Source organism: Marinobacter changyiensis (genome assembly GCF_009193265.1).
GTDB classification, from domain to species: domain Bacteria; phylum Pseudomonadota; class Gammaproteobacteria; order Pseudomonadales; family Oleiphilaceae; genus Marinobacter; species Marinobacter changyiensis.
Genome location: NZ_VZZZ01000001.1, coordinates 126,681 through 148,964, shown reverse-complemented (window position 1 = coordinate 148,964; position 22,284 = coordinate 126,681). Strand labels below are relative to the sequence as shown.

24 protein-coding genes are annotated in these 22,284 nt (G+C 57.1%); 9 read left to right on the top strand and 15 right to left on the bottom strand.

Going from position 1 to position 22,284, the window contains the following annotated elements; translation table 11 throughout:
• Window positions 1–203: 203 nt before the first annotated feature.
• Window positions 204–677 (top strand): sll1863 family stress response protein, encoded by a 474-nt coding sequence (locus F6Y09_RS00775; protein ID WP_152205031.1) that lies wholly within the window; start codon window positions 204–206, stop codon window positions 675–677.
• Window positions 678–890: 213 nt separating this feature from the next.
• Here F6Y09_RS00775 and F6Y09_RS00765 read toward each other — a convergent pair whose 3' ends face one another.
• The gene (locus F6Y09_RS00765) at window positions 891–1,487 is read right to left on the bottom strand and encodes a TetR/AcrR family transcriptional regulator (RefSeq protein ID WP_152205030.1); all 597 of its coding nucleotides are present in this window, start codon (window positions 1,485–1,487) and stop codon (window positions 891–893) included.
• A 137-nt stretch (window positions 1,488–1,624) separates the two neighbouring features.
• On the opposite strand from F6Y09_RS00765, the gene F6Y09_RS00760 reads away from it, so the two are divergent.
• From F6Y09_RS00760 to F6Y09_RS00750, 3 genes are all read left to right on the top strand, one after another.
• Complete coding sequence (locus F6Y09_RS00760; protein WP_152205029.1) at window positions 1,625–2,083, top strand: styrene oxide isomerase; 459 nt, start codon at window positions 1,625–1,627, stop codon at window positions 2,081–2,083.
• Between the two features lie 140 nt (window positions 2,084–2,223).
• Window positions 2,224–2,604, top strand: a complete 381-nt coding sequence (locus F6Y09_RS00755; protein ID WP_152205028.1) for a DUF6152 family protein — start codon at window positions 2,224–2,226, stop codon at window positions 2,602–2,604.
• Between the two features lie 8 nt (window positions 2,605–2,612).
• The gene (locus tag F6Y09_RS00750; RefSeq protein WP_152205027.1) at window positions 2,613–3,098 is read left to right on the top strand and encodes a hypothetical protein; all 486 of its coding nucleotides are present in this window, start codon (window positions 2,613–2,615) and stop codon (window positions 3,096–3,098) included.
• A gap of 26 nt (window positions 3,099–3,124) precedes the next feature.
• Here F6Y09_RS00750 and F6Y09_RS00745 read toward each other — a convergent pair whose 3' ends face one another.
• From F6Y09_RS00745 to F6Y09_RS00730, 4 genes are all read right to left on the bottom strand, one after another.
• The gene (locus F6Y09_RS00745; protein WP_246180247.1) at window positions 3,125–4,165 is read right to left on the bottom strand and encodes a M14 family metallopeptidase; all 1,041 of its coding nucleotides are present in this window, start codon (window positions 4,163–4,165) and stop codon (window positions 3,125–3,127) included.
• On the bottom strand, window positions 4,162–5,646 hold the full coding sequence (locus F6Y09_RS00740) for a glutamate-cysteine ligase family protein (RefSeq protein WP_152205025.1): 1,485 nt from the start codon (window positions 5,644–5,646) through the stop codon (window positions 4,162–4,164). The genes F6Y09_RS00745 and F6Y09_RS00740 overlap by 4 nt, the downstream gene beginning before the upstream one ends.
• A 292-nt stretch (window positions 5,647–5,938) precedes the next feature.
• Window positions 5,939–6,931 carry an MBL fold metallo-hydrolase gene (locus tag F6Y09_RS00735; RefSeq protein WP_152205024.1) on the bottom strand — a complete coding sequence of 331 codons (993 nt, stop codon included), beginning with the start codon at window positions 6,929–6,931 and terminating at the stop codon, window positions 5,939–5,941.
• A 9-nt stretch (window positions 6,932–6,940) separates the two neighbouring features.
• Entirely contained in the window at window positions 6,941–8,941 is a 2,001-nt protein-coding gene (locus tag F6Y09_RS00730) for a hypothetical protein (protein WP_152205023.1), read from the bottom strand.
• A gap of 271 nt (window positions 8,942–9,212) precedes the next feature.
• Here F6Y09_RS00730 and F6Y09_RS00725 point away from each other — a divergent pair, with 271 nt between their 5' ends.
• Window positions 9,213–9,647 carry a DUF4399 domain-containing protein gene (locus tag F6Y09_RS00725; RefSeq protein ID WP_152205022.1) on the top strand — a complete coding sequence of 145 codons (435 nt, stop codon included), beginning with the start codon at window positions 9,213–9,215 and terminating at the stop codon, window positions 9,645–9,647.
• Between the two features lie 10 nt (window positions 9,648–9,657).
• On the opposite strand, the gene F6Y09_RS00720 is transcribed toward F6Y09_RS00725, so the two are convergent.
• Genes F6Y09_RS00720 through F6Y09_RS20785 form a run of 3 tightly spaced genes read right to left on the bottom strand, consistent with a single transcriptional unit; the run spans window position 9,658 to window position 11,001 of the window.
• On the bottom strand, window positions 9,658–9,819 hold the full coding sequence (locus tag F6Y09_RS00720; RefSeq protein ID WP_246180245.1) for a hypothetical protein: 162 nt from the start codon (window positions 9,817–9,819) through the stop codon (window positions 9,658–9,660).
• A gap of 53 nt (window positions 9,820–9,872) precedes the next feature.
• Complete coding sequence (locus F6Y09_RS00715) at window positions 9,873–10,835, bottom strand: DUF6635 family protein (protein WP_152205021.1); 963 nt, start codon at window positions 10,833–10,835, stop codon at window positions 9,873–9,875.
• Window positions 10,836–10,875: 40 nt separating this feature from the next.
• The gene (locus tag F6Y09_RS20785; RefSeq protein WP_425481793.1) at window positions 10,876–11,001 is read right to left on the bottom strand and encodes an MOSC domain-containing protein; all 126 of its coding nucleotides are present in this window, start codon (window positions 10,999–11,001) and stop codon (window positions 10,876–10,878) included.
• 418 nt (window positions 11,002–11,419) lie between these two features.
• Here F6Y09_RS20785 and F6Y09_RS00705 point away from each other — a divergent pair, with 418 nt between their 5' ends.
• The gene (locus tag F6Y09_RS00705; protein WP_152205020.1) at window positions 11,420–12,178 is read left to right on the top strand and encodes a TIGR01458 family HAD-type hydrolase; all 759 of its coding nucleotides are present in this window, start codon (window positions 11,420–11,422) and stop codon (window positions 12,176–12,178) included.
• Window positions 12,179–12,210: 32 nt separating this feature from the next.
• Here F6Y09_RS00705 and F6Y09_RS00700 read toward each other — a convergent pair whose 3' ends face one another.
• The 7 genes from F6Y09_RS00700 to F6Y09_RS00665 form a co-directional block, all read right to left on the bottom strand.
• Window positions 12,211–12,396, bottom strand: coding sequence for a hypothetical protein (locus F6Y09_RS00700; protein WP_152205019.1), 186 nt, complete (start codon window positions 12,394–12,396; stop codon window positions 12,211–12,213).
• A gap of 333 nt (window positions 12,397–12,729) precedes the next feature.
• On the bottom strand, window positions 12,730–12,909 hold the full coding sequence (locus tag F6Y09_RS00695; protein WP_152205018.1) for a hypothetical protein: 180 nt from the start codon (window positions 12,907–12,909) through the stop codon (window positions 12,730–12,732).
• A 483-nt stretch (window positions 12,910–13,392) separates the two neighbouring features.
• Window positions 13,393–15,303: a 3-oxoacyl-ACP synthase III family protein gene (locus F6Y09_RS00690; RefSeq protein ID WP_152205017.1), complete on the bottom strand. Its 1,911-nt coding sequence runs from the start codon at window positions 15,301–15,303 to the stop codon at window positions 13,393–13,395.
• A gap of 271 nt (window positions 15,304–15,574) precedes the next feature.
• On the bottom strand, window positions 15,575–16,651 hold the full coding sequence (locus F6Y09_RS00685) for a carbohydrate binding domain-containing protein (protein ID WP_152205016.1): 1,077 nt from the start codon (window positions 16,649–16,651) through the stop codon (window positions 15,575–15,577).
• 228 nt (window positions 16,652–16,879) lie between these two features.
• Window positions 16,880–17,299 (bottom strand): methyltransferase domain-containing protein, encoded by a 420-nt coding sequence (locus F6Y09_RS20780; protein ID WP_152205015.1) that lies wholly within the window; start codon window positions 17,297–17,299, stop codon window positions 16,880–16,882.
• Between the two features lie 15 nt (window positions 17,300–17,314).
• Window positions 17,315–17,971, bottom strand: a complete 657-nt coding sequence (locus tag F6Y09_RS00670) for a hypothetical protein (protein WP_152205014.1) — start codon at window positions 17,969–17,971, stop codon at window positions 17,315–17,317.
• A gap of 21 nt (window positions 17,972–17,992) precedes the next feature.
• Window positions 17,993–19,393 carry a selenium-binding protein SBP56-related protein gene (locus F6Y09_RS00665; RefSeq protein ID WP_152205013.1) on the bottom strand — a complete coding sequence of 467 codons (1,401 nt, stop codon included), beginning with the start codon at window positions 19,391–19,393 and terminating at the stop codon, window positions 17,993–17,995.
• Window positions 19,394–19,831: 438 nt separating this feature from the next.
• Between F6Y09_RS00665 and F6Y09_RS00660 the strand changes: the two genes are divergently transcribed.
• The 3 genes from F6Y09_RS00660 (at window position 19,832) to F6Y09_RS00650 (ending at window position 22,268) form a co-directional block, all read left to right on the top strand.
• A complete protein-coding gene (locus tag F6Y09_RS00660; protein ID WP_152205012.1) occupies window positions 19,832–20,344 on the top strand; it encodes a CAP domain-containing protein in 513 nt (170 codons plus the stop codon).
• A 198-nt stretch (window positions 20,345–20,542) separates the two neighbouring features.
• The gene (locus F6Y09_RS00655) at window positions 20,543–21,895 is read left to right on the top strand and encodes a GMC oxidoreductase (protein WP_152205011.1); all 1,353 of its coding nucleotides are present in this window, start codon (window positions 20,543–20,545) and stop codon (window positions 21,893–21,895) included.
• Window positions 21,888–22,268: a hypothetical protein gene (locus F6Y09_RS00650; RefSeq protein ID WP_152205010.1), complete on the top strand. Its 381-nt coding sequence runs from the start codon at window positions 21,888–21,890 to the stop codon at window positions 22,266–22,268. The genes F6Y09_RS00655 and F6Y09_RS00650 overlap by 8 nt, the downstream gene beginning before the upstream one ends.
• Window positions 22,269–22,284: the final 16 nt, after the last annotated feature.

The following is a 22,284-nucleotide window of genomic DNA, read 5'->3' as shown; positions in this document are numbered from 1 at the left end:
AATACAGCTGGCTGAATGGGTGCCCCGGTTTTCCAGAAATTGAAGAAAACCCATTCAATTGAAGATGCGTAAGCGTATCTCGTTTGTCATCCCCAGGATGAACAAACCCGCGTACACTGGAGTGCTGCCGGCAAGCTTGATCGTATGAGCTTATTCTTAGAGAAATGAGATTTTCAAATCTGATTCAAAGGAGGTACCGGACTTTGCGAGCCCCATTGCGATTACAGGCCAGCGCTCTGCTGCTGGCCATGGTGATGCCGCTGGCCCCAGTGCACGCTGCGGAGGATGACGGTGATGTAACCGAGGAGTCATTGCGCCAGGAGATGCAAAGCCTCGATCAGGAGTTGGCGGATTCCACCAGCGAGCGGCGGGAACAATTGATGACGGACATCAAGGATTTTCTCGGCGCCATCGATGCCCGTATAGGGACACTGGAGAGCCGATTGGAGGAGAACTGGAATACGGCCGATAAGTTAGCCCGGGCCCAGGCGCAGACCGCGCTGGCATCGCTGCGCCGGGAGCGTTCACAGGTGACGGAATGGTACGAGCGTATGCAGGACAGCACCGGTGTTACCTGGGAGTCCATGAAGGAGAGCTTCGACGACGCCTTCGACAAACTCTCCGAGGCTTGGCAGAGTGCAGAGCAGAATGTCCGCCGGGCCGTCGAGGAGAACTGAGAGCAGAGAACCCTTAGCCAATCGAAATGAAGGGCTTGCCGAACAAATGGAGATGCTGGAGCGCGATCAAACGGGTTTGTATTTTGAGCGTCACGAGTAAGACTTGCGGGTTGTCGCTCAAGCCCGCGAACAGTGCCGTTTAACGGGCATCGACCAGTTTTGAAACTATCCAGCAATAAGTGGCGACATTCAGAAATGTCGGGGCAGGTATTGTCATTCTTCCTTCAGCCACTGGCACACAAGCTCTGCTGCCGATTTGTCATCAATTCCCATTTCGGAGATCGTACTCCAGGTATCGATATCCATAGCCACCCGGAGCGTTGCACGATAACGTTTTGCACTGGCCCCTTGCTTCCCGGCTGGTATCAACGCGTCCTCAAGGCCTTGCAGCAGCTTCATCCATCCGTTTTCAACCACCTCCGCCAGGGCGGGCATTGTCTTCGCATCCCGCATCACTTTTCCCATCATGTCACAGGTACGGCGGTAGTAGTCGTAAAGCAATCGGAGCACGCCGGCGGCCCGCTTTAACTCATTCGGCTCTGCGAGTGCCTGCGCAAAATCCGGCGGTGGGTTATCGGCAATCCAGTGATCACTGCAGGCATGAAACATCGCAGAGTCATCAGGGAAGTGTTTGTAAACCGTTACGCGGCCGACACCCGCCAGGTTTGCAATGTCACTAACAGTTGTCTGCGCTGGCCCGACCGTTCGGTGTAGCTCAACGACCGCTTCGGTAATCCGTCGCCGGGTCTGCTCTTCCTGTTTTGCCCGGGTGGTTTTGCGGTAACTACGTTTCGGGGAATTAATCGACATACAGGCTGTATACTCAATATTGACAGGCGCGCGAACGAGGAATAATCTCTCGTATTGAATATACAAAGTGTATTCTTAAATTGTGTGGAACGCGAGTCGGGGGCGTGTCTCCCTGACTACAAACAGGGGGATAACTTATGAATAACGCTTGTCTGCCGGCGGCTACCAACCGCGAGCTTCGACTGTACCAACTCGGCATTATCCTGCTTCTCTTGGGTCTGTTGACCGGGTTTCTGCTGCCGTTAATGGAGAATGCCAGAATGGGGCTTTCGAGCCACCTTGAGGGCATCATGAACGGAGTGGTGCTGATTGTGCTGGGTGTGATCTGGCCCAAGCTTCGGCTGGGGCGCACGGCCGAAAGAATTGCATTTGGTCTTGCGGTATTCGGTACTTACACCAACTGGCTGGCCACGCTGGCTGCCGGGTTTATCGGGGCAGGCGCATCCATGATGCCGATAGCTGCTGCGGGCTTCGAGGGTTCGGCAGTTCAAGAGGGCCTCATTGCCATAGCCCTGACATCGCTCTCGGTGGCGATGGTGGTGGTTACCGTGATAGTGCTTTGGGGAGTCTGGAATCAGGGGAAGCAGGTTGAATGAGTGATATCCCCTTGAGCTTCGGTGCAGCGGGACAGATAGATCTATCTTGGGAATTCCGCCACATTCCGACTGTCACATATACCGTGTTATGGAATTTGCGGTTCGATTACCTTGAAAAACTCGCGATAAGAGGATTGGATATGCCTCACATTCGTTTTACCTGCCTGCTCGGTTTGGCTGTTCTTGCTGCTTTTCTCGCTGCCTCTGCGGCTCAGGCTCATCACGGTTGGGCTTGGGCAACAGACGAGGAATTTGAAATCACCGGTGTCATCCAATCCGTGCGCCTGGGTAATCCCCATGGCGAGGTCACGATAAACGTGGATGGCGAGGAATGGGTTGTGGAAGTTGGTCAGCCCTGGCGTAACGACCGTGTCGGGCTTAGCGAAGAGATGTTGAGCCAGGGCCGGGAAATTACCGTGCATGGTCATCGCTCCGCCAAAGAAGGCGAACGGCTGGTCAAGGCTGAGCGGGTTGTGATTGACGGAAAGGACTACGATTTGTATCCCGGCCGAACGTCCTGAGCCCAGAAATGATTGAACAGGCGCTGGTCTCCGTCGAGGATTTGGCCTTTGTCGCGGCCCTGCGCAACTCAACGTACATGTACCCGCTGGTAAACGCCGGGCATATTTTTGGGGTTTCGATGCTGGTCGGTGGCATTGTGCCACTTGATTTGCGTTTGCTGGGACTCTGGCGCCACTACCCCGTGATGATGTTTGTCGACGTGCTTCGAGTCACTTCGGCGATGGGTTTGGGGTTGGCGGTTGTCTGTGGTGCGCTGCTATTTGCCACGGCGGCTGTGGACTACGCCGGATCGCTGTTGTTCCAGGGGAAGATAGCGCTTGTCGTGTTGGGTGTATCGAACGCGTTGATTCTGGGGCGTGTGTTGAAGCGCCTGGGTATCCGGAGCCTCCCGATGAAGTCCCGCATGCCTCCATTTTTGAGGGCAGGGGCCGCGTTGTCTTTGGTCGTCTGGATCAGTGTACTGATCCTTGGCAGGCTGCTGGGATACTTCTGAGCTGTCGCTGGAATCCTCCCTGGGGGCTAAAAAATGGGTTCGCCTGTTGCTTTGACCGCATAGAACAGACAGTCACTTTTTGCAATAACCGGGTTGGTGGTAATCATAAAGGTTTTGATGGCCTGGGCGGGATAGATCTGCCCATTTTCCACGCGAAGAACCTGCTCCATGTTCTCGGTCCGGTTGTGGCCGATCGCGGTGAGTATGCCCAGGCCTTTTTTCCCGATCCACCCGAGAGGCTCATCTGGGGAAATAATCCCAAAATTGCGGTGTTCGATGTCGGGTGGAAACGTTAGGTCAGCATGGCCGGTAGGCTCAAGACGATATTCTATGGTCGCTTCAGGAGCCAGCTCCACCCGAATCGGGTTTCGCATTACGGCGACGTCCCACTCCGCTTTTTCCAGTGCCAACACGTCTTCTCTTGAGGTGTACCGAACGAGTCCCTCGTACGCCAGTAGATGAGATTGTTCATCCTGGGCTCCACCACACTCGATGGTGACCGTGGGCACTTCCTGCTCAGAGTATTCCATCAGCGCACCCAGACGAAGGTCCGTCATTATAAGGCGGTCGGTATAGAGCGAGGTCAGCGCCTGATGTTCGGCGTCATTGGTGATGGTCACAGCGAAGGCGGGACCTGTGCCCGAGGTGTTGTGCACGTCCAGCAGGCACTCAGGTTGCGCCTTATGAAGCTCTGCCAGTATGGCTTCGGCGATGGCCCCTTCTTCACCCTCGAAAGGTTCTTTGAAACACCGGTTGAGGTCGAGCCCTTTGGGTAGCTGGCGAAATGTCAACCTGGGTGGAATCTTCGCCGGATAGACTCCTCCGAGGAGAAACAGCATGTTAACTTCGGGCGTGTGCTGCTCGAGCAGCCACCGGTGCAGTGCAAGCAGACCCGAAGGCTCATTGCCGTGCAAAAGCGTTGCCATGGCTCGGGTACGGGAGCGGTCGCGACCGGTGACACGCACAACTGTAGGCTTGTGCAGTCGATCCAGCCACTCAAGGGGTGAGCGACCCAGCGTCCGGGGTGACGGATCATTCAGATAATCAAGTACGTTCGCGTTGCTCACGGCGACAGTTTCCATTCATGCAGCGGGATGTTGTTCTTCTGGTTGGCCATGTAAAGAGACAGCATGCTCCGGAACGCTTCATCGCGACCCAGGGATTTGAACAAAGACTCGGTGATGTGGCGCTGCCACCGGGCGCCCGACATGGCGGTTTCAATGCGACCTTCGATGATTCCCAGCAGGCGGTGAATTTCCGTCTCATCCACGGCTGTTTGTTTCAATGCTTCCCGGGCGCGGGGCAGCAGCTCTCTGGCCACGCTTAACAGGGGCGTATCCTGCAATTGAACCTGATCCTTGTGCGGCCAGATGATGTCTGCGCCGATGCCATATTTGGCTGCGCGGTAGAAATTGTGTTCGGTGTAATGGAAGGGCAGTATCGACGTCAGATGATGGATGTCATCGAGCACTGCCAGCGCAGCCCCGATCACGAACAGGCCGTTCGCACACATATCAGCGGCCGTCGGGCCTGCAGGCATGGAACGAATCTCAATGCGCAGGTGGCCACCGTCGGCGTGGTCGTAGATGGCCCGGTTCCAGGGCCAGGTGGTTCCCTGGTGCAGGCGCAGTTCGTTCAGTTTCGGCACTTCGCCACGATCAATCACGGCCATCGGATCTTCATCCGACATCAGTGGAATGATCGGGGGATACAGCGATGCCGAGGCCGCAAACAGTTCCCAGGCGCTGCGTATCCAGCCGTTTCCGTAATAAACCCGTGGTGGATGGCGCCAGGTTTTATGGTTGGGGGATCGGCTGTCAATGGATTGCTTGAACAGAGCAATTCGGGTTTCGTCCCACAGGTGGAGGCCAAACAGGCTGGGTGAATTGCTGGCCAGAGCGAGGACAACCGGCGTGACCAGTTGGATCGCATTGAAATAATCGGCAAATCGATGGGCGGGCACCCGCCAGTGCAGCTGGAACGACGTATTGGCCCCTTCCATATAAACGTCGTCGGCCTCCAGATTGATGACATCGTTGCCACCAATATGGATGCTGAATGGCTCACCCCGTTGCTTGAGCAGCGCGTTCGATAGAGCATGATAGCGGGGCTCGTCTGTCATCACCTTTGCGCCCATATCGGACTGGCGAAGCGTGGGCAGAATGCCGATCGGTACCAGTTCCCCGTCCAATGATGCGGCGTGCTGGTTGATTCGTCGGATGGCAGCGAGCAGCTCTTGCTCTGTTCTGGCAAACGGTGATCCCCTGAAAGACTGGGGGCTGAGGTTGTATTCGAGATTGAAGCGGTTGAGCTCAACCGTCAGTTGGGGGTCTTGAACGCTGGCGGCGATTTCTGTGTTGATGGGTTGCACTCGCAGGTCAGGGTTTACGATGTAGAACTCGACCTCGGCGCCAATGGAGCTCTCTCCCTCACCAAAGCCGGGCTGGTTCAGAAGACGAGTGAGCGCTGTAAGGTCCGTCCGGACCTTGGCTGCAAAACGTTCAAACTCTTCCGGCGTAAATTCTGTTGTCTTGATTGACAGTCCCATGGCAACGTCGACTCTAGCGCTAACTTACTTTGATAGTAGTCAGTTCTGAGATTCTTTCAGATAGTTGACGGCGTGAACAATGTCTATGAGTTTTTTGATCGTGTGATGTCCTTTGGCATGTACAAGGTAACTATGTTGAATTTGGACTGGAGACGTTGGTTGCATGCTCAGGGTAAAGGTATCATCAGGCTTTAGCCTTTAGGGCGGGGGCCGTGTTGTTTCTGGTTGTTTGGCTCAGTGCGCTGATCCTTGGCGGGCTGTTGGGGTACTTCTGAACTCGCGTTCCCGCCAATCACCGCGGCGACCAGACTTCCCCGTGTTGCATTACCCGAAATTCCGACTCACTGATGCCTTGCCTCTCCAGCGCCAGCCGCAATCGCCGGGGTGGCTCATCCATGGGTTCATCGGTGAGTACGAACGTGCCCCAATGCATGGCTACCGACTGGCGGGCGCCAATATCCTGGTGAATCCTGACCGCCTCTTCCGGCGCCACGTGCACCGGGGCCATGAACCAGCGCGGGTCGTATGCGCCGATGGGGAGCAGCGCCAGGTCAATGGGTGCAAACAGCTCGCCAATGTCGCGAAACACCTCACCATAACCGGTATCACCGCCGAAATAGAACCGAAAGCCGTCCATTTCCAGGAGCCAGCTACACCAGAGCGAGGCGTTGGTGTCGGTGGCGGTTCGTCCGCTGAAGTGCTGGGCGGGCAGGCAGAACACTTCGTGTTCGGCGGCCAGTGTCGTCGATTGCCACCAGTCCAGTTCCACCAGAGTCTGGACGCCGCGCTTCTCGAACCAGCGTCGCAGCCCCATGGGAATAAAGAAGCACAGGCTAGCGCCAAAATGTCGGTGCAACTGGCGCACTGTTGCTTCGTCGAGATGGTCGTAGTGATTGTGGGAAATCAGTACCCGGTGGATCGGCGGCATTTCTGCCACCGTCAGCGCGGGTGGCGTAAACCGCTTTGGCCCCACCAGTCGGAAAGGACTGGCGCGGTCCGACAACACCGGGTCGGTCAGTACGTTCAGGCCCCGATACTGGAACAGAAATGACGCATGCCCCAGCCAGGTCAGCTGCGGCGCCTCCGGCGGGTTCATCAGCACGTGGGCATCCGGGCGCAGCAGCGTGTAGCGTTTACCCGGCGGGAATCGGCGGCCGGGGGCCAGTTGCCAGCGCAGGAAATCCCCCAGGCCATGGTGGGGTACGCGTTCCAGGTTGCGATACCTGCCCCGGTGAAAATGAGGTTCCGCGGCAAGGGCTGCCAGGCGTTCACGGTCGATGGTCATGAATTGGGCTCACTCGCGCCCCGAGGCCCAGCTGCCTTTCGCCAGCTCCATGGCCCGATTGACTTCATCGGTCGGAACCTCGTTTGGATTACCCTTTTCGAGCGGGTCATAGTGAAACACATACAGGCGGGAGACGAACTCGGCCACCGGTAACGAGGCTTCACCATAACGCTCGCCGTGGCCCTGTGTTGAGGTGATGATGCCCTGGCCCCAGTTCTGCCCGCTGTCGTTGTTGGGGTTAAAGAAGTAGACGCGCATGGTTTTGTCCGCATCCAATGCGAGCCGCTGAATGGTGATGGCGTGCCAGCCGAGAAAGCGCGTGGCGCTGTCGGTCACCGCGATACCGGCCGGTTGCGGATTGATGACCGGGATGTCGCCGTTGTAAAAAGGGTGATAGGCGGCATAGAAATCGCGAATAAACCCGTCGAAGTCTTTAAGGCCACCGGTGAAAACGTCGACGGCAATGCGAAATCCGTGGCCGACCTGGTCGCCGTGGAATTCTGAGTTGACCCATTTGTGGGGATCTTCTCCGCGCCCGACACTGCGTCGACCCATTTCAAAATAGATGCGATCCAGGTGCGGCACGGTCAGCAGGGATACCGCATCCACATCCACCGGAGGCTCGGTCGCAAGTCCAGCGCCAAGTTCCCGCGAGGATATGCTGTTACCTTCAAAGCGCATCACGATTTCATCGTCGCGCGCCGCCCAGGCAAGGATCCGCAGCAGTTCTGCCGGCATGTTGTAGGCCCACATGGAGAGGGCGCGGGTAGACTGACAGGTGGGATAGTTCCCCTGTCCGATTCCCAGCGGGCGCCCAAGCACATTGAGCACGTCGGCGAGAAGAAAACATGCGGGGGAACGGCTGCTGCCGAAGACGGCCACAATCTTCTCGGCCGCAGCGTCGCACAGCGGCAGGCGTATCTGGCGCCACAGGGATGGCGCCACCGGGGGCGAGTAGAGAATGCCGCGCTCGAGCATCATGGCCAGGCCATAGGCACACTGGCTGGTCTCTGGAAACAGGGCGTCGTCAATCAGGCGATGAATCAATGCGGGGTAGCAATGAAACGCGTCGGCACCGGTGGGGCTCAGCCCCAGGGCTGTGGGAATCAGGGCGTTCCAGCGGCCACGCAGGTAGCGTATGAATACCGGCATGTAGACCGACACCAGGCCGGTACTGTGCATGGCCTGGGCAAAGGCGATGGCCTCCTGCAGCAGGGTGGCGTCGTCCATTTCCGCAATTCGTTCGGCATAGACCTCAAGGCCGGGATCTTCACGGCAACCCTCGGTGGGGCTGAACACGGCGTTAATCAGTTGCACCGCGTCGTCGCTGACTTCGCCGCCTTCACCCCCTAGCGCGTCCGGTGTTTCCAGGCAGACCGCTATCTGGGTCACCATGTGTTTGGCACCCGCGACCTGGACAGGGCGTTGCGCCAGAATCCGCCAGACTTCGGCCACCAGATGTTCCAGCAGGTTCTCATAGCCCAGATGCCGCAGCAGGTAGTGATACAGGTTCTGAACGGCGTAGCCGAGCTGATCGGGCCGCAGTCGGTCGCTCTCCTGGAGATCACTGACCACTAGATCGAGATTCATCGCCAGTACCTGGGCGAGAAAGTGATGGGCGTGTTCTGCCGAGATAGAAGCGTGGGTGTAATCGCCTTTGGCCACCGCCAGAAGGCGAATCTGGCTCAGGCATTCAACCAGTGTTGCGGCCGGTTCCCCGTGGCGAACCGTGCGTGCGGCCAGGGAGGGCACCAGTGTCTGGGGATAGTCCCAATCGCTGCCACCAAACAATCCGGCCGACTCAATGGCCGGCACGCGTTCGTAAAGTGCTTCGAGACCTTCCGGGCTGAACATCAGGGGTTTTGCCGCATCGATTACCTCGAATACCGGCGAGACACCCTCAATGGCATTGGTTTCAGCGAGGCGGTTGATGGCCGCGTCCAGTGGCTTCAGGAACTCGACTGAGGCGCCGTTATTCCCGTTTTCGGATTCGTAGTTGGCTCTGGTCATATCGTTCTATCCTTCAGTGAACCTCGAGAAGATCACGGATTTCTGCGAGGCTTTTCCGCCGAGAAAAGTGAGTATTAAATCATCCTCGTGCTGCACTGATTGTGAAGAGCAGGGCAGTAACGATCAACATCAAGAGCCTGTTCATGTCATTCTCCCTTATTGATAAAGGCTACAGGCACTGAGACATCGGCGATAGCAGTTTGTTACCCGGCAAAATCCTGAATTGTGTCCTACCATTGGAAAGGTAGATCCCTCACTCAAGGAATGGGTCATGAACATAATCAATAGTGCACCGCGTTTCCTCTTCTGTTCTGTTCTTGCTGCAACGATGGTTTCCGGGGTCCATGGAGCGACGCCCGCACCCGAAGGAGCGGCGGTGTATTTCGTCACGCCGCTTGATGGACAGACCGTGAGTTCGCCGGTTACGGTGAGGTTCGGCCTGGAGGGCCTGGGAGTGGCGCCGGCTGGCGTGGAACGCGAGGGCACCGGGCACCATCACCTGCTTGTGGATGTAGACGAGTTGCCGGCGTTGGACGAGCCAGTTCCGTCAGATGAACACCATATTCATTTCGGCGGTGGACAAACCCAGACCACCGTGGAGTTGTCGCCGGGCGAGCATACTCTGCAATTACTGGTGGGAGATCACCTGCACATGCCCCATGAGCCGCCAGTCATGTCCGAGAGAATTACCATCACAGTGGAGTAGCGGCAGGTCCTCACGATGGGTAAAACCGCCGGATAGCACCCAGCTGCGTCACGAAGCAGACGGGATCTCCCGCTGTGATCAGAATGCCATTGCCCGCCAGGAAATCGCGCAGTTGCGCAGCCTTGCCGGAGAGGTATTCATCGGCCCGTCGCTCAAGTGGAGGACTTCTCAAGGTCCTGGTTTTTCCAGCTATTTCAAAACCCAGATTTATTTTCTGGAGCCAGGCTACAGAAAACCCGATCTGATCATGTCGAACGTATCCAGAATCCGCGCCACAAACTGGTCTTTTGGGCGAAAGCTGCTTTGGGTACTGAGTGTAACGTCCCTCTGCAGGTGATCCAGCAGCTTGTGCAGGCGCCGACGATGCAAACCGACCGCCGCCTGAACGGGATCGAAAATAACACCGGACAAGGCCGCAAACGCCGCCAATGAGGCCATGACAGCGACCATAACGCTGGCCGTCGCCGCCAGCGAAGGCTCGGGTGGAAACCAGCTGTAGTACCAGCTTCCGATGGTTTCACCCAGGAGAAAGTCTCTGGCGGCCAGGGTCTTTGCGAGCATGGACGCGAGCACCACTGCGAGCCCGATACCACCGGGGGTAAACTTCTGGAACGCAAACGCCCCCAACACCGTGCATGAAATACTGTTGGTGATATCGGCAGATGCCGTCCGGGTCACCCGGTACTGACTGAGCGTGTCCGCGACCAGCGGCTCAATCAGCTTGCTGAACTGCTGGTGATCGACCGGCTGGCAGGTATGGCGCTCATAGACCGCCTCCAGAGCCTCGATCAGATAGCTCTCCAGCAGTGGGCCCTGCTGACCATTGTTCAACAAATCCATCAGGATCAGGTGCGAGATGTGCTGTTGTACCCGGGTGGTAAAACCGGCCGGTACACGATTTGCCAAACCGTGCAGCCACATCAGGCCTGTTCGTTTGGGCGCCAGAATTTTTACCAGACATGCCAGGGCGTACACCGGCGCCCACAGTAGATTGATGGGTGCCCGCAACATGTCCCATCCCAGCGCCATCCGGTTGGTCGCGATGGCACCGGGGTAATGGAAATGACGGTCAATAAACGCCGGCACCCGCGCACGGCAGTCGTCAAAATAGCGCTCGATGCCTACGCGAATTGCCTGCTCTACCTCAATTTCGGAGACGTTTTTCTCGGGCGATGTGACTATGGGCATAGTGACGGGCGTGTCTGTAGGCAAGTGAGTGTCTGACGCATTAAACCGTAATTGAGTAAACCACACCACCGATCCGGAAGGTTTTGCCTTTCAGGACCAGCAGGTTCAGGCCAGAGACCACGATGTTGCGCCGGAAAACCCCGGGTTCAATGGCCTCCCGCTGCAAGCAGGAGTCGATGACACGGTCACCAGTCTGTTACCCACAAGGGTTTCGAGAGGTGTGTTGGTTATGCGGATCGCGATATCCGCTTGTCTGTCGGCAGGGCTGACGTATTGTTTTGAGACCCCGATATGCAGCTTGAACCAGAGCAGTTAAACCCACTATTCGATGCCGCAAAGGAACACATCCTGCCGGTTCACACCCCAGTGTGTCACGAAAAGGAAAACCGGGACCGAGTTGCACGGATCCTTATCAGGGAACAATCCTGAAAAGAAAAAAGAAAGCTGATCTTCAGATTTATTTTAACCTGATTTATTTTCCGGACCGACTCTGAAACAATAAATCTGACTTTCCCGTTGGAAACCTGATCACAGCCGTCGCATGTCTTCCAGCGTCATCGGTCAACCTGAGGAGGCCTGAGCGCATGCCCCAGCCCAAGGGACTCTGTATCGACATTTCCGGTGTGCTCCACGAAGAGGGTGAAACCGTGGCCGGCGCGCGCGATGCCATTGCCCGGGTACGCGAGGCCGGAGTGCCCTGCCGTTTTCTCACCAACACGTCCCGCAAGCCTTCCCGGGCTGTGCTGGACCAGCTTCGGGAGCTGGGTTTCGAGGCCAATGAGGAAGAGGTGCTGACGGCACCGGCCGCCGTCGCACGCCATCTGGAGGCCCGGAATCTGAAAGCCTGGCTGCTGGTGCATCCTGACATCGAGGAGGAGTTCGAACCGACCCCGTTCTCGGGTGCAGATGCGGTAGTGGTCTGTGACGCGGGTGAACGCTTCGATTATCGCCGGTTGGATCAGGCCTTCGGTCTGCTGATGGAAGGTGCCTCCCTCCTGGCGGTGGGCATGAACCGTTACTTCAAACAATCCGACGGTCTGCACCTGGATGCCGGCCCCTTTATCCGCGCCCTGGAGTATGCGGCCGGGGTGGAAGCCACCATCATTGGCAAACCTGGCGAGGCCATGTTCCATCAGGCCTGTGACAGCATGGGATTAGCGCCGGGGGACTGCCTGATGATCGGTGACGATGTGGACGCGGATATTGGCGGCGCCCGGAAGGCCGGGCTTGAAGCGGCGCTGGTGAAAACCGGCAAGTACCGTGATTCCGACCGCGACCGGGCCGAGGAACTCGGCGCCGGCGTGTTCGACGATATCGCCGCCGTGGTGACACACCGGTACTGAGTGGTTTTCATGAAGACTGAACAAGAAGCAACTCAGTGACGCGGGTTACTGTCACCCGAGGATGACTCGTCATCGGGTGCGTTGTCATCTGGTGTGAGGTAGTAATCTTTTTCCTCGAACGTCTTCATCTCAGGGTCCCCAACGCTGTTCTTGCGACGGCCCCGATAAATCCAGAAAGCCACAACAACGCCGATAACGATCAGTATGATCCACTTCATGTCCGTTTCCTCCGCACAGTGATATACATTATATTCGGGCACTCTGCGGGCCGACTCATCAGGATCAGAATCCTGAATTTGTGTGGCATCGTCAATAGACGAGGTCTTGCGTTTTGCCCGGCCTCGCCATTATGATCTGACCGCCTCAATCTATTCCGCCTGAACCAGAATCGCAGACGGAGCTACGGAACGACGAAGTAAATCCCCCATTTTTAACAGGGCGCATTGATCCGGTCACGCCAATCTGTAATGAGCCCAAAAGAGCACCCTTGCCGCCTAACAGAGGGTGCCCCCAACAGGTTTTTTGATGTTATCAACTGGCTTGCTCTACTTTCACAATACATCCTGATGAAAACGCTCAGCGGTGAGAGAGTCTGGTAGAGTCGGCAAGTCGACTATTTTGACGCAAGTGGTAGGTGTTTCGCACTTGATATCTCCCATGTCAACGCCCTCGGCGACGGCTGTTCCTGCGAACAGTAGCGCCAAGACGGCTATCAATGATAAGTGTTTCATGATTATGTACTCCTCTGCGTTGTTAACCATCTTGATCCGCTACTACTTAACAAGAGCCATGTTGTGCTGGCTCTCACGAATTAAGACATCCTCTGACGGGGAAGGTTACAGACGTAGTTTTCATAACTGTTTTCAGATTATTCAGAAATATTCTAAAACTACAGGCACCGCCAAACGTGACGGGTGACGGAATGCCGAGGGAGCACCGGGACCGATTTATATTCTGGCCGGCTTTCCGGCTAACGTGCGCTGGAGTGTGGTTTGATCGGTATGAAACGCCCCAGCACCTCGGTTAACGTTTGCGTCTGAGGCACTGAAGAGATTCAGTGCCTCAGACGCAAGGAGAGGTTTATTGCCCGTCCAGGCCCGATTATTACGCTGGGTTTCCCTTTACGTTGTTCAGGAAATAAATCTGTTCCGGGCAACTCGGGTAAATCCGGAAAGCGCAACAACAACGACTTGTCAATTCGCTGAAATAAGCCTTTAGGTATTGAACGCCTCCTTGATATCTTCGATTGAGGAATGCGCCTTCGACGACGACGGGCTCATGGCGAGGGTGGTGGTCACCTCCGGCGCGACCATCGCCGGCTCCAGCGACAGGATAACGTAGCCACCGACGGCGCCGGCGCCGAAGCCCGGAGCGAAAACCAGCGACCGTTTGCTGATCGCCCCGTCGAAGACGGCGTCGGCGAGGGCTATCGGGATGCTTGCCGCAGAGGCGTTGCCGACCTCGGAAATGTTGAAGTAGATGTCTTTGGCGTCGATGCCCTGGGCCTCGGTGATCTCGATGATCATGGTTTTGTTGGCCTGATGGGGCACGATGATGTCGATCTCGAGTCCGAGCCCGGACAGCTCGCCCATCATCTGGTTCAGGTAGCGCTTGACCAACGCCTTGACCTCGGGGCCATAGACGGTGATGTCGTTGTCGAAATCGTGATTTGGCCAGATGATCGAGTTCACCTGACTGGCCGGCCCGCTGGCATAGGTCTGGACCACATGAATGTCACGTTCACCGTCGGAGGGCGCGATCACCACGGCGGCGGCCCCGTCGCCAAAGATCATCCGCGACGGTCGGGCATTGCCGATCTTGTCCGAGAACTTCTCGGCCATGACCAGCAGAACCGGACGTTCGATCTCCCGCAATAAGCGGATCGCCTCGGCGACGCCGTACGGGAACCCGGCACACGCAGCGACGATGTCGGTCGAGCAATGGGTCTGCAGGATGCCCAACTGGCCGGAGAGCCAGGTGGCGGTCGACGGGATCAGTCGGCTTGAGGTACAGGAGCAGAACAGCACCGCACCAATCTCCTCGGCCCCGCGACCGGCATGTTTCAGCGCTGCCCGCGCCGCCTCAAGGGCGATATTCTCCAGTGGCTCGGCGGTATAACGCCGCCGTTCGATGCCGGTTTTGTCGGCGATTTCCTTTGCGCTCATCGGCGACCAGGAGGACGGGGAGTTCCGCACCACATCCTCGTTTGAGCAGATGACTTCACCCTTGCGGACGGCCAGCGCCTCGATCTTCGGTTGGATCGGCGCATCATCACCGATCACCACTGGCGGATAGGGTCTCACGGGCTCGACGGCAGGATCTGGCGTCGGCGCCTGCTTCGCGACGGTGGTACCCTTCTTTTCGCGGTTGATGAATTCGAGCACGTGGCGGTTTTTCGGATAATACAGCACGACGATGTCGTCATCCTGCATCTCGGCCAACGGCTTCAGCCTGGCCTGGCTCCGGTCCCAGGGCTGCTGGTTATGCAGCACCATAGACCAGCGCCGGAGCGCCTCGAGTTCGGCTTGCTCGTCCGAGACATCAAGGATGTCGTCGATGCTGTAGCGCAGGTGGTCGGGATTATAGCTGCCGAGAGTGGTCGTTTTGGCATCGTTAGTGGCGAGCGCCTCGGCAATCGTGGTCTTGATCGGCGGGAGTGACGTTGCGTGATAGAGCTTGTTTGAGAAGCAGTCGAAGAGTAGGTCGAACAGCTCGTCTTCAGCCGCTGCGTTCCACTTCGCCGGCAGCTGCGCGTAGGCGTCGCGGACACTTGCGGTCTTGGCTGCCCGCCCCTCCCAGGGCTGCAGCAGAGGCACGAAGACATCGTCGCGGTTCCGCGGGACATCGCGCCAGCGCATCGGCTGCTTGTCGTACATCACCAACGCGTAACGGTTCGCCCAGAAAAGGTGCAAGCCAATGTCGCGCAACAGGTCATAGCGCGTGGCATAGCTTCCCGCAGTCGCCCGCTCGGCGATTTCGGTGCCGGTCGGAGCTTTCACTTCGAAGTCGCGTCGAATGATCGCCTTCAACTGGTCGAGATCGGTGATGATCGAAAAGTCGAGCTCGGTAAAGATGCTCGAGGGAAACACCAGTTTGCCATGTTTGTTCAGTCGAAACGGTTTCATGAATGCCCCTTGCTTATAGCCGATAGCGGATAGGAAATTGCATTTCTGCAGATTCTGCCTGCGTCTCTGCCGGCCTCGGAAATCAAACGTTGCCCCGATACTTCGCCAGTTTCTCGATGTTGTGTAATAGGCAGTATAGCCGCCATTGGCGCTGCGGGTTATCCACCCGGTTTCTGGAAAATTAACCAGTCCTGGTTTTGTTTGCGAAGAACCATAAAAAAGGGAGGCCCGAGGGCCTCCCTTAAACCGGCTGAGCGGCGGTTACTGGCTGTTATTGGAAAACCCGCAGGTTATCGGTGTAGAGGTTGGTCGCTGGTTGAGGCCCAAACACATGCATGCGCATCTGGGTGACAGGACCACTGGCCTCGACGGTAAACGTCGTTTCCAGCGAATGCCAGTTATGGGTGGCAACCCGGCGGCTGGTCAGCTGTTGCCAGTGGCCGCCATCGTTGTCCACTAAGTACAGCCAGAGACCGGCGTTGTCACCGGACAGGCTACTGCTGCCCAGGTAGACGTCCACGCTGGCGCTATATTGGCCGCCATTGGTGAGCGCCCCATGAACGTTGAATCCGGGGCCAGAATGCCAACTGCTGCGGTTGCTCGAGAGCAGTCCATAATTGCCTTCTTTGGCGGTACGGGAATAGGAGAGGCTGGTGGAGAAGTAACCGCCCCAGCCACTCGCGCCGTTCTCAATGCCCTGGTCCACGACTAGCTTCGGTTCGACCTGCGGTTCAGCAATTTTTTCCAGTTTGAGTTCATCTACCAGAAAGCTGACGCCTGCCTGTGGTCCGTAAACGAGGACCGAGGCCTCGCTCAGCGTGCCCTTGATGTCGAATTGAAATGTTTTGGAATAGGGGCTTAGCTCGTTCTGGGTGACCGACAGTTCCGGCAGGTATTGATAATGTGTGCCGGACTCATCACGGATCTGGAAGGCGACCCGGACGTTGTCCCGGCTGGCGCCGTTGGCGATCATAAGCTTCGCACTCACCCTGAATTCAGCGCCGGGCTCGACCACGGGCGTGATGTTCTGAATGGGGCCGCTATAAAACTGCGTACGGTCCTGAACCAGCAATAGGTAATCGCGGCCGCAGCTACGCTCGGTTTCAAATTTCGTGAGGGACGCGGCCTGATTGAAGCTGTTCCAGCCGTTCAACTCGGTGAAGTCGCCATTCTGGATCAGGTTGTTCTCGAGTTCGGGCTTGCTACATACGGGAAGCTCGCCGCCCCCGCCACCATCACCAACTTCAACGGTGGGCAGGAAGTTGGCGGTTTGTGCAACCACCCGTGTAGTGATATCCCCATGCCCCGGATGGCGTTGCACCCTCCCGGCCGGAAGCGCGGTCTTCATCTTGCTGCAGGTGCTATTTCTGGCGGCGGCGTGACCATTGGCTCTGACTCAGTAAGGGCAGCAGATACACCAGCCAAGGCGCAATTTTGATTACTTCTGGGGCTGCGGCCGTGATCGTCGGGGTGAAAATCGTTATGGGAAGTTGCTGATGAACGTGCGGGCCAAGTTGCGGGAAGAACAGGAGGAGCGGGGTTGATTCCGCCCTCAATCATCAGGTTGTCACTCAGCTCATAGTCGATGGTGCGAAATACCTTGCAGACCGGGGCGTCGTGGCTGTCGGTGCCGATAACTGGAGGCTGGAGGTAATTCCATTCGGTGGCGATGATAGCGGGTAACTCGAACTCGACGGCCCCATCGTCGCGCTTGTAGGCTGAAAGTCTCGTCCCTGAACGGCAGCGACTCCGCCCGGCCCTCCAGGAAGTCGAGATCCGGCATTTTTCGACGCGCGACCGCGAGCATGTCCGGGCTGAGATCGAGTCCGGTCACGTTTCCGCTCGGCCCGACACGGCGAAGCGCCTCTGCGGTCACTGCGCCTGTCCCGCGATTCACATTCAGATGCTGATTTGGAGGGTAGCTATAGTTAAAGGGTAGAACGGCAGCTAAACCTGTAGTGCAGGGGCGAATCGAATACCAATTGCTGGCGGCCATGTGTGTCCTGTGTGCTTATCCGGTTTGAATCAATGCCGTGCCAGCACCAATGCATCCGACAAGTATAAGGCTCAATGCCCAGAGCACGTCCAGGTTGAACCAGCTGCGCGACAGAAACCTCAGCCCGAGCCAGACATAGGTCACGACAGCGAGCACACTGCCCGCAAGGCTCATCGCAGCGGTATGTACGATTGCAACCAGCAACGCAAAGCCAAGATTATTGGCCATTAACGCGCCCGCCGCCCCGTGGCCAGCGTTATGCGTTGTTGGATCACTGCCCATTCCCAGATAGATTGGCACCAGCATCAGTCCCGCCCCATGCGCCATGGCTGCCAGGAAAGACCAGAGTGCCAGTCTGCCAGGCGGCACCCGTGCGAGAAAGCGGGGGTGGCGGCGGTAGATCAGTAGGATCAGGCCCATGGACAATACCAACAGCCCAGCGCCAATGCGCAATTCCCGTTCCCACATGACAAGGGTCGTCATCAGCGAGAATGGCAAAAGGATGGCCAGCATGGCGAGAAAATGGCCACCGGCCAACGCAACCAGTGCCCCAGGCATTGCCGAGGATCGGCGTTCCATCAACGCTGCGGATACCGCCAGGGGCCATCCCATGCCCGGGTTCACCCCATGATAGAGTCCTGAAACGATGACGGCCCACCAAAGTGCCGTCATCGTTGTTGGCTCACTCAAACCTCAAACGTTCGGATAGCAGAAGCTATCCGTTGAGCAATCGCCCCCTTCCAGCCGGATCTGATGACTTCGATAGCCTTTGGGGAAGTCCACCCAGAAATTTTTGTTCAGGGTCAGCCCGCCATTTTCTCCGACATCAGCGCAAACCATCGCCGCCCCCCGATCACCAGGATAGAATTGATCGTCCCAGGTGGAATACAGCGAATTGGTCCAATAGACGCGTTTGCCGTCGCGACTGATTTCGACCATCTGCGGACCATAGCCAAAGTCTCGGCCGTTGGGGTGCTTATGTTTGGCTACAATGCCTCCGATTTCGACTTTGCCAGCAAGTGTCGGATTCATCGGGTCGGATACATCGTATTGATGCATTTCCCCCAGGCCCCAGCAGGCTACATAAAGGAACCTGTCGTCCAGGCTCAAGTCAATATCCGTGACCAGAGGAGGTACTGCCGAAAAGCCCTTCAGCATCTCTGGAAGATCAGCGGGATCAGCAGGAACGGGATCGATGGTAATGGTTTTCTTGGCCTCGAATGTTCCATCGTCATTTCGCCACCAGGTAAACACTGCGCCTTGCAGGTTGGTCGTATCGACCACGACGCCGCAAAAGCCATGTTGCTTGGCGGGGTCGTGTGCCGGCCGGACTTCCAGTGGCATCTGGTGGTTGGCACCCAGGTCGATGGTCTGGATATTTTTGCGCGCGCGCAGGTCCCAGAAATGGAGATTGTGTCCGTATTTGTTGCTAAGCAGGTCCTCTGCTACCAGGCCCTTCTCGAACTGCGGCGGTAACCCCCACTCGGAACTGACCATGTAGTCACGGGGCAGGTTCCACCAGAAATCGTAGTGCTTGTCCTGAATGCCACGGTCCATTTCATAACGGCCAAGGATATCGAAGGTCTCACAATCCATGATGAAAATGCCCGGAGGGCCATCCGTCCCGTCCACGCCACCGCCGCCTAACGTCGATATATAGATCCCCTCAGGGCCGCAATGAACGGTGTGGGGGCGGGAATAGCCCGTTTTGGCAAACAGCTCTTCGGGCTCGATGATTTTGTGAATTGTGGGCTTCAGCGGCTCTTTCACGTCGATCACGTAAATACGACTGGAGCGGATGCTGGGAATGATCAGGTAGCGCCGTTCAAGGAACGCATGACCGGTGAGCGGTGACAGCGCCGAAGAGCAAGCGTTCCAGCCAAAGTGGTGAAACTCGTCGCCTTTGTTGGGCATGAAAAGGCTATGGACAATGTGAGTGTAGGTTTTTGAAGTGGGGTCGACGTCGATTACCGCCAAACCATCCGGCTCAGAGCCATCCGGACTCAACAACAGTGTGAAGGCAAGGGTTTCTGCCGGGGCTTCCATGGCCAATTTTGCGGTCGGGTGGAACGTTGGATCAGGTCTCAGGTTCATGGTCATCTCCCTCCTGGAAACTAGTAGCTTTTTTGGCTATTTACTGACCTTCGCGCGAACCGGAATTGGTTGGCAGGTTCCCCAAAGCTATTCAGCTTTGACTGGCCTTCCGGGGTGTCCTGATACCCACCGGAGCATCTTCGGCGCGATAGTTTATAATACTGCGCTCTCCCTTCATCAACAAATGAAATCAGTGTAGGGGCGAGTGGCCGCTCCAGGCTACAAAACCCAGCCTGAGGGGCTGAATTTTCTCTATGGAATACCGGGGTCAGGGCTTTTATTGTGCCTTGACTCCGGCTGGCAAATGGGTGGTATCTTCTAATGATTATCAGACGGTGGGTGAACCCAGGCAAAGCATTGGTCAGTAAGCCCGGCTGACATCATGCGCCGCCGCCTGGTTTTTTATGCCGCTTCTGTAACGTACCAGGTAGGTGTGTTATGACGTTCTCATTTTCCCGTTCATCTTACGCCCTTGCCCTGCTGGGTTTTCTCGGGTTTTCCGGTTTTCTTGTGGCCGGCGACTGCGAGATGGACGCAACCGATCGGGCTTTGCTGGATCGCGTCAATGAAGCTCGCAGCCAGCCCCGGCAATGCGGCGACCAGGACTTTGACGCAGCAGGCCCGCTGTCCTGGAACTGCAAGCTTGAGGATGCCGCCCGGGGCCACTCGGAGGCTATGGCAGAGCTGGAATTCTTCAGTCATACCGGCCCTGAAGGTGTTCAGATCGGCGAGCGGGTGGATGACAGAGGTTACAACTGGTCGGCGGTGGGCGAAAATATTGCAGCGGGTCAGAACTCTGTCGATCAAGTCGTTGATGGGTGGCTCTCAAGCCCGGGACACTGCGCCAATATAATGCGTGCCGACTTCACCGAAATGGGCGCGGCGAGAATCGAGGCGCCGGGCTCGAAATATTCCCCTTTCTGGACCCAGGTTTTTGCCCGACCGCGCTAGCCCGGATTCCGGGTGACCCCCACGTAGCCTGACCGCTCTGACAATCGCTTATCAAAACCGACAGTGCCACTCCAGCTGGCGGAGGTCGCCGAGCGTTACGAAAAAATTACGTGCTTTTCGCGCCATGTCGTCAATACTGAACGAAGTGCGCGACGTTATCGTGCGGTCCCAGGCGAGCCAACCGGAAAGGCTGAGTCTATGATTCTCAATCAACCCAAGCACGTTCATTACGACGTTATTATCCTCGGTAGCGGTCCCGCCGGCATCACGACGGCGCTTGAGTTGTCTAAACAGTCTTCCCTAAAAATCGCCGTCATCGAGAGCGGGTTTCTGCAGCGATACCCAACCATCCAGACCCTGGCCAACGTTCAGTTACATGGCGATTTCCCCGACGATTACTTTCCCATGCACACGCAACGTTGCTTTGGCGGTACCTCGACAATCTGGGGTGGGTTTTGTGCCGTGCTGGAGGAGAGGGCATTCACAGCTCAAGAATGGCCTATCCCCTACGAGGAACTGAACCAATGGTATCCAGCGGCCGCCCGCATTCTCGAGCTACCAGACAAGGCCTTTCGCCAACCAAAGGTGGCCATTGAAGGAACATCGGAGCTGGTTTACAAGCCCTTCTATGTGAGCCCGCCGGTCCGGTTCAATAAAAAGTACCATTCCTTCTTCCAGCACCATCCCCGCGTTGACCTGATACTTGGCACCACCGGATTTCGCCTGATAACCCGGGGGCGCACTGTCACCGCTCTGGAACTGCGAGATTCACTGGTGCCCGAGCTCTCGCCCGCGGTCGTGTCGGCTGACAATTTTGTACTTGCCTGTGGTGGAGTGGGTAACCCGAGGTTGCTGCAGCTCTCTGATATTGTTGAGCAAATGCCCGTCGGACTGGGCCTGATGGAGCATCCACATCTCTACGCGGTGGCGGATATGTATCTGGACCGGGACCGGCTACCGGTAGGCGCCGAAGAAGACCCGCACGTGATAAATGCGCTCCAGTTATCAGACAGCTATTGTGTCGAGCATGGCGTGCTGTCTTTCAGCGCCGATTTCAATCTGCAGCAGATGACCCCGACCGTGCTAATGGGCAAGCGACGCGAGATGCTTCATACCCCGGTTACCATTCGGGCCGAGATTGCCCCGGATTTCAGGAATTCCGTACGCGAGAGCGACCAGCGCAATTACCTTGGAATCCCCATGCCACGGATTGACTTCAACTACCGCTACCATGATCTGGCTCGTGAGAGCTGGCACCTGTTCGGCAAGGCACTGCTGCGCTCGGGATTGGGACGCCCTTCTATCCTGCCACCCGAATTCAAGTTGCATGATGGCGGGCACCTGATGGGCACGACACGAATGGGGCTGTCGGTGGACGATTCCGTGGTCGACAGCAACTGCCGCGTGCACACGACCGATAACCTCTACGTGGCCGGGTCGTCGGTTTTTCCAGCCGGCGGCGCCTCCAACCCAACCTACACCATTGTGGCAATGGCGTTGCGCCTGGGCGCGCATCTTGCCAGCACTTCAAGAGGTAATACTCATGGATAGGCGCACCGTACTTGCCGGCCTCGGCGCTGCGGCGGCATGGCTCAGCATCAGCAGTTGCGCGCGGCTTGTGCTCAACGGGCGTCTCCATGAGCGCGGCGACATAGCCGCGCCCGGAACGCCACTCAGTGACCAGCTTGCGCAGCTCGCAGACCCGTTTTTCCGCGATTACTCGGCGGGCAGGTCCGTGGACGCGCTCCGCTCAGAGATGGCGCACAAAGGCGTCATCTCAACACACCACGGAATAAACCATGAAAAGATGATCAACCTGGCGCGTCAGGAGCCGCTCATTATCTATAAAGGCTTTTACTACACGCAGACCGAACTCGAGTTGTACGCCCTGGCATACCTGCACAAGAACCAAAACACCGATTAGTCGGCTGTAGTTGAAA